General features: G+C 64.6%; 10 protein-coding genes. 4 read left to right on the plus strand and 6 right to left on the minus strand.

Annotation, left to right across the window (positions count from 1 at the left end):
• Positions 1 to 214: 214 nt before the first annotated feature.
• From QP997_RS03970 to QP997_RS03990, 5 genes are read right to left on the minus strand one after another with little or no spacing between them, the layout of a single operon-like run.
• Positions 215 to 1,273 (minus strand): sulfite exporter TauE/SafE family protein, encoded by a 1,059-nt coding sequence (locus QP997_RS03970; RefSeq protein WP_284846280.1) that lies wholly within the window; start codon positions 1,271 to 1,273, stop codon positions 215 to 217.
• Positions 1,270 to 2,040 carry a sirohydrochlorin chelatase gene (locus QP997_RS03975; protein ID WP_284846281.1) on the minus strand — a complete coding sequence of 257 codons (771 nt, stop codon included), beginning with the start codon at positions 2,038 to 2,040 and terminating at the stop codon, positions 1,270 to 1,272. Before QP997_RS03975 ends, QP997_RS03970 begins: the two co-directional genes overlap by 4 nt.
• Complete coding sequence (locus QP997_RS03980; protein WP_284846282.1) at positions 2,040 to 3,389, minus strand: sulfate adenylyltransferase subunit 1; 1,350 nt, start codon at positions 3,387 to 3,389, stop codon at positions 2,040 to 2,042. Before QP997_RS03980 ends, QP997_RS03975 begins: the two co-directional genes overlap by 1 nt.
• Positions 3,389 to 4,351, minus strand: coding sequence for a sulfate adenylyltransferase subunit CysD (gene cysD / locus QP997_RS03985; protein ID WP_284846283.1), 963 nt, complete (start codon positions 4,349 to 4,351; stop codon positions 3,389 to 3,391). The genes QP997_RS03980 and cysD overlap by 1 nt, the downstream gene beginning before the upstream one ends.
• Positions 4,348 to 5,199 carry a phosphoadenylyl-sulfate reductase gene (locus QP997_RS03990; RefSeq protein ID WP_284846284.1) on the minus strand — a complete coding sequence of 284 codons (852 nt, stop codon included), beginning with the start codon at positions 5,197 to 5,199 and terminating at the stop codon, positions 4,348 to 4,350. Before QP997_RS03990 ends, cysD begins: the two co-directional genes overlap by 4 nt.
• Positions 5,200 to 5,521: 322 nt before the next feature.
• Between QP997_RS03990 and QP997_RS03995 the strand changes: the two genes are divergently transcribed.
• The 4 genes from QP997_RS03995 (at position 5,522) to QP997_RS04010 (ending at position 10,292) form a co-directional block, all read left to right on the plus strand.
• Entirely contained in the window at positions 5,522 to 6,922 is a 1,401-nt protein-coding gene (locus QP997_RS03995; RefSeq protein ID WP_284846285.1) for a GntP family permease, read from the plus strand.
• Between the two features lie 91 nt (positions 6,923 to 7,013).
• On the plus strand, positions 7,014 to 8,228 hold the full coding sequence (locus tag QP997_RS04000; RefSeq protein ID WP_284846286.1) for a glycerate kinase family protein: 1,215 nt from the start codon (positions 7,014 to 7,016) through the stop codon (positions 8,226 to 8,228).
• A 104-nt stretch (positions 8,229 to 8,332) separates the two neighbouring features.
• Positions 8,333 to 9,091, plus strand: coding sequence for a hypothetical protein (locus QP997_RS04005; protein WP_284846287.1), 759 nt, complete (start codon positions 8,333 to 8,335; stop codon positions 9,089 to 9,091).
• A 118-nt stretch (positions 9,092 to 9,209) separates the two neighbouring features.
• On the plus strand, positions 9,210 to 10,292 hold the full coding sequence (locus QP997_RS04010) for an alpha/beta fold hydrolase (protein ID WP_284846288.1): 1,083 nt from the start codon (positions 9,210 to 9,212) through the stop codon (positions 10,290 to 10,292).
• Positions 10,293 to 10,433: 141 nt separating this feature from the next.
• On the opposite strand, the gene QP997_RS04015 is transcribed toward QP997_RS04010, so the two are convergent.
• Positions 10,434 to 12,059 (minus strand): AMP-binding protein, encoded by a 1,626-nt coding sequence (locus QP997_RS04015; protein ID WP_284846289.1) that lies wholly within the window; start codon positions 12,057 to 12,059, stop codon positions 10,434 to 10,436.
• Between the last annotated feature and the right edge of the window lie 145 nt (positions 12,060 to 12,204).

Genomic DNA, 12,204 nt, shown 5'->3' on the forward strand with positions numbered 1-12,204 from the left:
CGCTAGCCAGGGGGCTTACGACTGCTTGGACGGTCACCTAGTTCATCCTCCAGGGCTTCGTAGCGGTTAGCCGACCACAGTTCTCTTATGTCAGTGGTGGGCTCGCAGCCCGCCACTATTACTGTGATCGGCTTCACTTTCTAGGTGAAACCATAACGTAACGCGCGTCACAACGCACGTTCGTATTGTGACCTACTACACCCCTTTCCTACCCCTATCTATTCCTCCCGGCGCGAACGCTCACAGCCTCACGTTCAGCCACAACAGACTCCTGCCCAGCCCCGTAGCCGGTAGCGGGCGCTACCTCGCGGGACTCCGGCTCTGCAGATTCAGACTCGGCACGTTCGGACTCCGCACGTTCAGACTTAGCAGGTTCCGACTCGGCGCGGGACCCCGCCCTGCCTCGCCACAGGCCCCAGAGCACGATGACGGCGAGGATGGCCAGACCGATCTCCACCGCGCGCAGGCTCACCGTTCCCCCGGTCACCAGGCGCGAGGAGTTCAGCAGAACAAGCAGGAGACCCACCAGGCCACCGAGCACGGTGGGGTTGATGCGGCTCACGGCCCAGGCCGCGATCGGTGCGGCAATCACACCGCCGACCAGCAATCCGGCCACCGGCTGCCACAGGGACAGGAACTGCGGGCCCAGCCCGAAGATGAAGCCCGCGGATGCCGCAACAGAAACCAGGAATTCCGAGGCGCTGACCGTACCGATCACCTTCCGCGGCTGAGTCTTAGCAACCGTCAGCAGCGTGGAGGTGGTCATGGGCCCCCATCCGCCGCCACCGCTGGCGTCCAGGAATCCACTGGTGATCCCCAGAACACCCAGGCCGATGCGGGTGCGAGGTGCCCGGCGCGCGGTGTCCCGCTGCTTTTCTTCCTTAGTCTTCGACGCCTGCTTGGCGCTGGAGAGGAAGATCGAGCGGAAGAGCAGCCACAGTCCGAGCAGGAGCAGGAAGCTCGTCACCACCGGCTCAGCAGCCGCAGTGGAGATCTTGGAGAGCACCGTCGCCCCTAGGAAGGCGCCGATCGCGCCCGGCACGCCGAGGGACAAAACGGTGGGCCAGTGAACGTTGCCAAGCTTCCAGTGGGCCGTGCCAGAGGCGGCGGTCGTGCCCACCTCGGCGATGTGCACGGCGGCGCTGGCCGCGGCGGGGCCGATCCCGGTGATCAGCAGCACCGTCGTGGCAGTGACGCCGAAGGCCATGCCCAGGGCGCCGTCCACGAGCTGTGCAGCCAGACCAGCGATGGCGAAAAGCAGGATTTTCCTCATGCCGGCACCCTCTCTGCAGTCCAGTGGCTCGCCGCGGCACCAGCGGGCGCCCCGCCGGTCAGGGCGGCGACTCGCGCGGTCACCAGCGGGGCGATCGCGGTGCCGAGTGGGCCCGCAGCGATCGCGCCCGGCACATCGACTGCCTTATCCAGCAGCAGGCCCGGGGCGAAGAACAGTGGCAGTACCGCGGTGGGTGCGGCCTGCGCCCCAGCGCGCTGGTCCAGCTCCTCGCGGTGCTGGGCCACGCTAATTCCCCCGCCGGTGGCGAAGATCGCCCGGGCGGGAATACCCAGCAAGTGGCCTACCTCGGTGGCCAAATCCTCGACCGCCTCGTTGGCGCCCGGCACGGAGGACCCGACGGCGTAGACCACCGCGTCTCCCACTGCATCGGCCTCCTCGCGGTGGCCGTGAGCCTTTCGCCACTGAGCCACGAGGAGCTCAGCCACATCAGCGCCCAAACCAATCGGTTCGGTGGCGCGCAGGGTCACCCCGTGGTTCCGCTCCGCCTCCGCAATGGCCGCGGGGACGTCCTTGCGCAGGTGGAAGGCGCTGGTGAACAGCAAGGGCATGACAACAGCCCGACGGTGACCAGCGGCTCGCAGCTCGCCGACCACGGCGTCCAAGGTGAACTCGGAGAAGTCCAGGAAAGCAGCACGCGCGCCAACCTCGCGGGCAATCGCGTGCACGACATCCTCGGCACCGCGGCGTCGCGAGCCGTGAGCCAGCACGATCACCGGCTCAGGCTGGGCGAAAGACTCGGCACACATCAGCTGCTCACCAAACCCGCGGTCAATGTGTCCCCGGTCGACGGGTTGATCAGCAGGAAGGAGCCCGTCTGCCCGCCCCGGACGTAGGCCTCCACCGACAGTGGGTCGGCCACGGCCACGCGGATGCGGGCGACGTCATTCTGCTCCAGGGCGGTGGCCGGCTCCCCGGCCTCCCCCGCCTCCGCAGCCGCGCCATCGGCGATGCTCAGCTGCTCGTCGATGCCCAGCACGCGGGCGCGGACCTCTGCCGGGCCGTAGCGCAGCAGCAGGTTGGAACCGACCCGCACCGGCGCATCCGCCAGGTGGAAGGCCAGGGCGGAGAACTGGGTGACCGGCTCGGGCAGGGTCTCGTCGGAAAGGATGGAGCCGCGGGAAATGTCCAGCTCATCCTCCAGGCGGAGGGTGACGGACTGCCCGGCGGTGGCGCGCTGCTGCGGGCCGTCCGGGGTGTCGATGCCAGCAACGCGGGAGCTGCGGAAACCAGCGTGCACGGTGTCCCCGACCGCGACCTCGCCGGAGGTGATGCGGCCGGCGTAGCCCCGGTAGTCGGTGGCGTGGTCGCGGATGACGAACTGCACCGGGAAGCGGAACTCCTCGGTGGCCGCGGCGGCGGGGCGGGCGTCCTCAAGAATGGTCAGCACGGATTCGCCCTCGTACCACGGGGTGTTCTCGGACTTGGAGACGACATTGTCGCCCACCAGCGCGCTGATCGGGACGATGTCCACGACCGGCAGCTTCTCCTCGCCGAAGGCGCCGCGCAGCTCGTCGACGAGCTCGCGCACCTGCCCCGCGGCGGTCTCGAAGGCCTCCTGGGAGTAGTCCACCGCGTCGATCTTGTTCACGGCGACGACGACCTGCGGGATGTCCAGCAGGGCGGCGACGGTGAGGTGGCGGCGGGTCTGCTCGATCACGCCGTTACGGACGTCGACGAGGATGACCACCAGGTCGGAGGTGGACATGCCGGTGACGGTGTTGCGGGTGTACTGAACGTGGCCCGGGGTGTCCGCGAGGATGAAGCTGCGGCGGTCGGAGGCGAAGTAGCGGTAGGCCACGTCGATGGTGATGCCCTGCTCGCGCTCGGCGCGCAGGCCGTCGACCAGCAGCGAAAGGTCTGGATTCTGCAGGCCGCGGGCGGCGGAGACGCGCTCCACAGACTCCAGCTGGTCGGCCAGGATGGACTTGGTGTCGTGCAGCAGGCGGCCCACGAAGGTGGACTTGCCGTCGTCGACGGAACCGGCGGTGCACAGGCGCAGGGTCGGGGCCTCCTCGTAGGACGTCGCCGTGGTTGCGCTCGCCTGGTCGGCCCCGGTGGTCGTGGTGGAATCGGTGAGGGTGGTCGGGGCGGTCATCAGAAGTAGCCTTCCTTCTTGCGGTCTTCCATGGCGGATTCAGAGAGCTTGTCGTCGGCGCGGGTGGCGCCGCGCTCGGTGGTGGTGGAGGTGAGGATTTCCTCGATCACCTCTTGCGGGGTGGTGGCGTCGGAAAGCACCGCGCCGGTGCAGGACATGTCGCCCACGGTGCGGTAGCGGACCGTCTTGGTGACCGTCTCCTCGCCCTCGCGGGGGCCACCCCACTCGCCGGCGGAGAGCCACATGCCGCCACGGTTGAAGACCTCCCGCTGGTGGGAGTAGTAGATCGGCGGCAGCTCGAGCTTGCGGTCGCGGATGTAGTGCCACACGTCGGCCTCGGTCCAGTTGGAGATCGGGAAGACGCGCATGTTCTCGCCGGCCTGCAGCTTGCCGTTGTACAGGCCCCACAGCTCGGGGCGCTGACGGCGGGGGTTCCAGCCACCGAAGCCATCGCGGATGGAGAACACGCGCTCCTTAGCGCGCGCCTTCTCCTCGTCACGGCGAGCGCCGCCGAGGACGGCGTCGTAACCGCGCTGCTGGATGGTCTCGACGAGCGGGACGGTCTGCAGCGGGTTGCGGGAACCGTCCGGGCGCTCCTGCAGCGCGCCGCTATCGATCCAGTCCTGGACGTGCGCGACGTGCAGGTTGATGCGCGGATCGGCGGCGATGCGGTCGCGGAATTCGAGGACCTCCGGGAAGTTGTGGCCGGTGTCCACGTGCAGCAGCTCGAAAGGCACTGGCGCGGGGTGGAAGGCCCGCTTGGCTAGCTCCAGGACGACGACGGAGTCCTTGCCTCCGGAGAAAAGCAGTGCCGGTCGGTCGAACTGGCCGGCGACCTCCCGGAGGATGTGGAGAGATTCGGCCTCCAGCTCCGCGAGGTGCGGGCTGGAGAGCTCGGTGTTCTGTGGTGCGTTGGTCGGTTGTGCGTTGGTCTGTTCTGCGTTGATAGTCGTGGTGCTCATACGTGTAGTCCGCATTCTGTTTTGTTGGTTCCTGCCCAGCGCCCGGAGCGGGGGTCCTCCCCCTCGGCGACGGGCAGGGTGCAGGTGGCGCAGCCGATGGACGGGTAGCCCTGCTTAGTCAGTGGGTTGATGATGAGGTCGTTGTCTTCGATGAAGCGCTGGACGTCGTCGTCGGTCCATGCCGCGATCGGGTTGAGCTTCAGCCGACCGGTGCGGTCCACCTCGATGACGGGGGTGTTCGCACGCAGCGGGGAGTCGACGCGGCGGACGCCGGAGACCCAGGCCTCGAAGGGGTCGAGCATCCTCGCGAGGGGCTCGACCTTGCGCATTCGGCAACAAGCCGTGGGGTTGCGCTGGTACAGGTTCGGCCCGTACACGTCGTCCTGCTCCGCGCGGCTCAGGGTCGGGGTGATGCGGCGCAGCGGAAGGTTGTAACGCTCCTCGACGGCGGCGGCGGTGTCGAGGGTTTCCGGGAAGTGGTACCCGGTGTCGAGGAAGACGAGCTCGGCATCGGCCTGCTGGCCATCAAATGCCCGCTGGGCCAGCTCGGCGAGGATCGTGTCCTGCATGCTGAGGGTGATGGCCACGGGCCCGTCCAGCTGCTCGGCTGCCCAGGAGAGTATCTCTGCGGCGCTGGCGTTTTCCAGCTTGTCCTTCCAGGTGGCGACCAGCTCTTCGTGGTAGCTGCGACGGTCGTCGGGGATCGGGGTGGTTGTGGTCTGGGCAGGCTGCCCATCTGGCTGGGCGGGGCTGACCTCGGGGTCACGCCAGTTGTCGTTGTGGGTGTTGAGGCTCAACAGGGGCTGAGGCTGTTGAGTGATGCCTGCCTGGGAATTGCGCTCCGGCACTGCGGCTCCTCGTTGCGTTCTTGTCGTCGTGTTTGTCGTCGTTTGTTCTGCCGTGTGGTGAGCCCGGCTTCCCCTCGGAGGAGTAGAAAGCCAGACAGACCGCTCGGTCTAGGATTAGGGCACATACTAGGCGGGAATTGTGACACATGCAATAGAAGCGCAAAAGCCCGCCCGAGAAAAGAGCGACCACCTGCACTTTTACCTAGACCGCCTGGTCTACTTCCCAGCCCTAAACGACGAAAATATAGCCCCAATAACGAAGTAATCCCCCGTCCGATAGCATCAACCTCACAAATACCCCCCTCACCACCGAAGAAATCACATGACCGGATTGCCTTTGATGGGCGTCTTCGTCCTCGCGATCGTGACGCTCATCCTCATGATTTCCAAGCTGCGCATCCACCCGTTCCTGTCGCTGCTGTTCGTCTCCCTCGTTTTCGGACTCATCGGAGGCGTGCCACTGCTCGACGCAAAGGACGCCGATGGTGAAGTCATCACCACGGGCATCACCAGCCTCATCGGCGAAGGTTTCTCCAGCACCTTCAAGTCCTTCGGCCTCGTCATCATCTTCGGCACGCTGATCGGTTACGTCCTGGAGAAAACCGGCGCCGCCTTCCAGCTCGCCGACGCACTCGTGCGCCTCATCGGCAAGAAGCACCCCGTGCTGGCCATCCAGCTGATGGGCTGGATCGTGTGTATCCCGGTGTTCTCCGACTCCGGGTTCGTCATCCTCAACCCGGTGCGCCGAGCCCTCGCGCAGCGCACCGGCGCCTCCCCTGTAGCGATGGCAATCGCCCTTTCGGCGGGCCTGTTCACCTCCCACGTCTTCATCCCGCCAACCCCAGGCCCCATCGCCTCGGCCTCCAACCTGGGACTGGAGGATAACCTCCTGCTCGTCATCGGCCTGGGCATGCTCGTATCCATCCCGGTGCTGATCGTCTCCTACTTCTTCTCCGTGTACATCGGCAAGAAGATCACCACGCCGGAGTCTGAGGTCATCCCAGATCAGGACGTCGAAGCCGCCTACGAGGAGCTGCGTAACTCCTACACCCGACTGCCGAGCACCCTGACCTCGGTGCTCCCGATCATCGCCCCGATCATCCTCATGGCCGGTGGCTCGATCGCAAACATGTTCAAGTGGACCGAGGGGCTCGGACGCCTCATCGTCTTCCTGGGCAACCCAATGCTGGCCCTCGCGATCGGCTTCCTGCTGGCCGTGGTCCTGCTGGCCGAGACCCACATGATGGATCGTTTCCACCAGTTCACCGAGGAGGGCCTGCGCATCGTCGGCCCGATCATCTTCATCACCGCAGCCGGTGGCGTGCTGGGCAAGGTCATCGCAGAGACGGACGTCGTCGACTTCATCTCCAACAACGCGACCGAGCTGGCCGGCCTCGGCCTGTTCTTCCCATTCCTCGTCGCCGCACTCTTCAAGACGGCACAGGGTTCCGCCACCGTCGCCATGGTCACGACCTCTGGCATCGTCGCCCCACTACTGCCCGTCCTTGGCCTGGAGACCCCGCTGCAGGTCGGCCTCGCTGTCATGGCGATCTCCGCCGGCTCCCTGACCGTCTCCCACGCGAATGACTCGCACTTCTGGGTCGTCACGAACTTCTCCAAGATGACCCCACAGCAGGCCTACCGCTCGCAGACCGTGGTGACTGGCCTCATGGGCGTCACCGCGATGCTCTTCGTGTGGGTGCTGAGCCTGCTCATCGTCTAGCAACACGAAAGCTTGCCTAAGCCGAGGCCCTGCGGGGCTTCGGCTTCGTGCTTTCCATCCCGTGTCCAGCGAAGGATTTACACTCGAAGCCATGAAGTTTGCCGTCATGCCGGACTCCTTCAAGGGAGCGCTCAGCGCGGGCGAGGCCTCCGCTGCCATCACCCGCGGGCTGCTGCGGGCGATTCCCGACGCCCTGATCGTCACCGTCCCCATGGCAGACGGAGGGGAAGGCACCGTCGAGGCCATGCTCGCAGCCCACCAGGGCGAGACCGGTTCCGCCGAGGAAAGCGCCACGACCAGCGACTTCCCGCGCCGCGTGAGCTGCGAGGTCTCCGGCCCCCACGGCCCCACCGCCGCACCGGTGGCGGCGACCTACGCCCTGCTGGACGAGCGCACCGCCGTCATCGAGATGGCAGCCGCCGCGGGACTGCCGCTGATGGGCGAGAACCGCGACGTCGAAAACTCGACCACCTACGGCGTCGGCGAGCTGATCCGCGACGCGGTGGACAACGGCGCGACGCGGATCCTCATCGGGGCGGGCGGATCGGCCACCAACGACCTCGGCTGCGGGGCGGTCGCCGCGCTCGGCGCCGTGTTCCGCGACACGTCCGGCGAGGAGTTCCTCCCGACCGGGGCGACGCTGGCCGACGTCGATTCCCTCGACCTTTCCGGGATTCCAGAGGCCATCACCGCGACCTCGATCACGGTCCTCGCCGATATCGATAACCCGGTCCTCGGCGCCCGCGGCTGCGCGGCAATTTTCGCTCCGCAGAAGGGTGCGGACGCCGAGTGCGTGGCCCGATTGGAAAGCGGCGCGGAGCACCTGACGGAGATTCTCGCCCGGAGCTGCGGGACATCGATCGCGGATATGCCCGGCGCGGGTGCTGCCGGTGGGTTCGCCGGCGGGCTCGTGGCCACCCTGGGAGCGGAGATCCGCCCCGGCATCGACGCGCTCTTGGAGGCCGTGGGCTTCGATTCCTTCGCCGTGGGGGTGGATGCCATCATCACCGCGGAAGGTCAGATCGATGACCAGTCACTCTCCGGCAAGGTGCCGGTGGGCATCGCCCGGCGGGCGGGAACAACCCCAGTATTCGTGCTGGCAGGATCCGTCGGCGTGACGAAGGAAGACAGCGGCGCAGCGAGCGGCATGCAGCCGCTCTACGACGCCGGGATCACCGCGGTCTTCACCATCGGCCAGCGCCCGGAGCCGCTCCACACGGCCATCGCTGGCACAGCCGGAAACCTCGAAACCGCAGCCGAGAACCTGGCCCGCACGCTGGCCGCTCACACCTCTAACGAAAGGTGATGGGTTCTGCAGATGACAACAGCGCCTGCTGAAAAATCAGCAGGCGCTGCGGGGTATTTGCGAGGAGCAAGTCCTACGCTCATAAATGAGAATACACTGTCCCCATGACCAGTCAAGAGGCTCTCCAGCTGCTGCTATCTGAAAAACGCCTGGCTCCTTTCGCTCACGCTGCCAGCGGAAACATAGCCCGCGCTGAAGAGCTGTACCGGTGGAATAATCGCTTGTCGGGCGCTCTGCATGCTCAAATCGGGCTATTCGAAGTGATCACCCGCAATGCTCTTGATAGGGCCCTCCGAGCCTGGTGCTTACAACGCTTCGGAACCAGCTCCTGGACCTCCCGCGACTTACCTGCAAACGAGATCCATGTCCTGATTTCTCGTCAGCTCGCTGATGCCCGAAAAAATACCGCTAAGGCGGCTCGAAACCGGCCTCCTCGGCATCCACGGAAGAACGCGAAACCCATTCACGACGATGTCGTCGCCCAATTGACACTGGGAAACTGGGCTGCCTTGCTCGGAGCATTCCCCCGTCATCAGATGAGCCCAAAGAAACAGGAAGCGGCTGCATCGCTATGGTCCAACGCGCACACAGTCGCATTTCCGCGTTTAAGACTTGCTCCTCAACAAGACGGACATTCCATTCCCCAGGATGGCATCAGCTTAGGGGATAACTACCGACGGGTCACTGATCTCAGGAACCGTGTGGCACATCACGAAAACCTTTTGGATGTCCGGGTCAATCGACGCTTGAACGACATGATCACCGTGCTCGCCGCAATCGACGAAAACATACCCGGCTGGTTTCTCCGAGGAAGTAAAGTGCGACGCATTTACCAGCAAGACCCGAGGGGTTCTTGGTCTTAACAACTGTCTCTTCGCGCCACTATCGGCAAGCTCGCTCATCGCGCTTGCTGAAAAGCAGAGAAATCTCACACGCTATTCTTGAAGCGGTCAATCCGCTCACCATAAGGTTCAAAGGCCCATGAAGCACGCCAAAAACCTCGCCCGCATCGCGCGCAACTCCGTGAGCAGCCTAGCCACGGAGGTCCGCTCCCGGGTCGAGGAGAAGAAAGCCCGCCTCTTCCCGAAGTCCAGCACACCGCGGCAGGTCAGGCCGGGGATCCGTGACCTCGATGCCACCGGCGTCCTCACCGTCGCCGACCACGGCACGGACATCCCCTTGCACTGGTACGAGGTCGGCCCCGGCCACGGCTCGACTGCAGAGACGGGCAACGCGGAACCGCTGACGATCGTGTTCATCCACGGCTTCACCCTCGGCGCGGACTCCTGGTACCGCCAGTTCCGCGGACTGCGTAAGAAGCTGCCGGGCGTGCGTCTCCTCACCCTCGACCTGCGCGGTCACGGCAAGACTGGTGCGGTGCCACCCTCGTTGTGTTCGACGGAAACGGCTGCGGAAGACGTCCTGGCCGTTCTCGCCGAGCGTGCGCCGGCCGGAAAGCTGATCCTCGTCGGCCACTCCCTCGGCGGGCAGATTGCGTTCGCCGCGCTGCGACATGCCCCGGAGGACGTGCGGCAGCGCATCGCGGGGCTCGTGCTGGTATCCACGTCCATCGACCGCTTCGCCGCGAACGGCGTGCCGGAGCTGCTGAATCTGCGCATCGTCGGCTCGCTGGCCGGGCTGCTGAAGGCCTCGCCAAAGCGGGTGCGCCGGGTGCGCGACAAGATCGCGGGACTGATCGCCCCTGCCCTTGCGATCGCGGTGTTCTCCCGCCCCACGAACCGCCGGATCATTGATCTGCACGCCTACATGATCAACGAAACGCCGTTGGACACGTACCTGGGTTTCCTCGACGACCTGCGCGGGCACGATGAGTACGACGCCGTCCCGTATCTTTCCGGTTTGCCCGGGGTCGTTCTCGTCGGAGATAACGACGACGTCACCTCGCGCGAACAGGCCAAAAAGATCATCGATGTGTGGCCGGGCGCGGAGCTGATCGAGGTCGCCAACGCGGGCCACATGCTCCCGCTGGAGGCACCGAAGGAGGTCAACGCGGCGATCGCGCGACTGGCAGAGAGGGTCGCGGGAGGTACGACGCAGCGCTAACAGCCCTGAAGCATCGCTGACGCGCCCACCCCCAAAGCGATCAACGACAGAAGAGTCCCCTGCCAGGGGACCGGGGACTCACGAGGCACAAGTGCTAGAGCTGGAGCCAGCAAAAGCGAATGCCACTGTCTACTGCGGCGCTTACACCAACTGCGCGTCGAGCGGACGGTTTTTCAGGTCCTTGCGCAGGATCTTTCCGGTGGCAGATTTTGGAACAGCGTCCACAAACTCCACGATGCGAACCTTCTTATACGGCGCCACCCGCTCCGCAACCCACGCCTTCAGCTCCTCCGGGTCAATCTCTGCCGGAACGCCAGCGGAATTCTGCTGCGGGACAACAAAAGCTCGAGGAATCTCTTCGCCATCCCCCTCGCGCACGTAGCCGACCACCGCGGCGTCAGAAATGTCATCCCGGGTCAGGAGCAGCGCCTCCAGCTCTGCCGGAGGCACCTGGTAGCCCTTGTATTTGATCAATTCCTTCGCGCGATCAACGACGTAGCAATTACCTTCCGAATCCACGGCGACCATGTCGCCGGTGCGCAACCAACCATCCGGCAGCAGAGTCCGGGCCGTGGCCTCCTCGTTGTTGAGATAGCCCTTCATCACCTGCGGACCGCGGACCCACATTTCACCAACCGCCGATCGTTCGCCCGACTGTGTGGGCGCGGGAATCTCCGGCAGATCATCCTTGGAGATATCAACGATCTTGATCTCGGTATTTGGCAACGGAGCGCCAACGGACTCTAGAGGCGTCACGTTAACCAAAGAGTTATGGGTAACCGGGGAGGTTTCAGTCATCCCAAAGCCCTGGTAGATATCCACGCTGAGCCGCTGCTGCACCGCGATGGCAAGCTCCCGGTCGAGGGGTGCAGCTCCGGACTGGATAGCGCGCAGAGAGCTCAGGTCATAGGATTCCACCGCCGGGTGCTTCGCGAGTAGAACAGCGATCGGCGGCGCGATGAAGGTGCAGTCAATGTTGAATCGCTCGTGTGCTGACAAGAAGGATTCCAACTCGAACTTCGGCAGCGTGACCATTGTGCAGCCCTGAAACAGAGCCGCCCCAAGCAGGCAGTTCATACCGTAAATGTGGAAGAAGGGAAGGACGCCGCAGACCACCGAGCCGGTTTTCATGCCATTGTGCTGCATGGACGGGGACACCTGGAAGAGATTGGCGACCAGGTTCTGGTGACTCAGCTTCACACCCTTCGGAATCCCTGTGGTTCCCGAAGAAAACGGCAACACAGCAATATCCTCGTCCGCGTTGATTTCAACCTCAGGCGCAGTGTGATTTTCAGCGAGAAGCGCCTTGAGCCCAGCCTCGGCATCGGTGAGGTTAATAACCCCTTCAGCCGGAATCCCCTTCGCCTGCGCAGCTTCCATGCCTGCGGTGCCCAGCAGATCTGTGGTGAGCAGCATCTTTGCATCCGCCGCCCGCAACTGCTTTTCAGCATCCTCAGCAGTCGCCAAGGAGCCTAGCGTCGTCACCGTGGCCCCGGATCGAAGAATGCCGAAGTAGGAGATGACAAACGCGGCATGGTTGGGGCAGTGCAGCGCAACCACGTCCCCCTTCCCGACCCCGCGAGCGGCGAGAGCGCCTGCCATGCGCTCGTAACTCGCCTTCAATTCTTGAAATGTCATCTCATCGCCGGTCAAACCGTCGATGAGCGCAGTTTTGTTTGCCAGCCCGCCCGACAGGTCGCCGAAGATGGCGTCATAAAGAGGAATCTGTGGGATTGTGACGTCTGGATAAGGGCTTGGGATGGGCATAGCGGTAATCCTTTCGGCGTATCAACGAACCGCGGAGCGTGACCCATAGTGGAAATCTGAAACGTGATTCAGGTCACAAGCGCGAGGTTAGCAGAAGCCCTTTCCCTGGCAAATGTTTTTCTCGAAAAACAACCACGCGGGCGGC

The sequence above is a fragment of the Corynebacterium sp. MSK039 genome (assembly GCF_030232315.1).
Taxonomy (GTDB): domain Bacteria; phylum Actinomycetota; class Actinomycetes; order Mycobacteriales; family Mycobacteriaceae; genus Corynebacterium.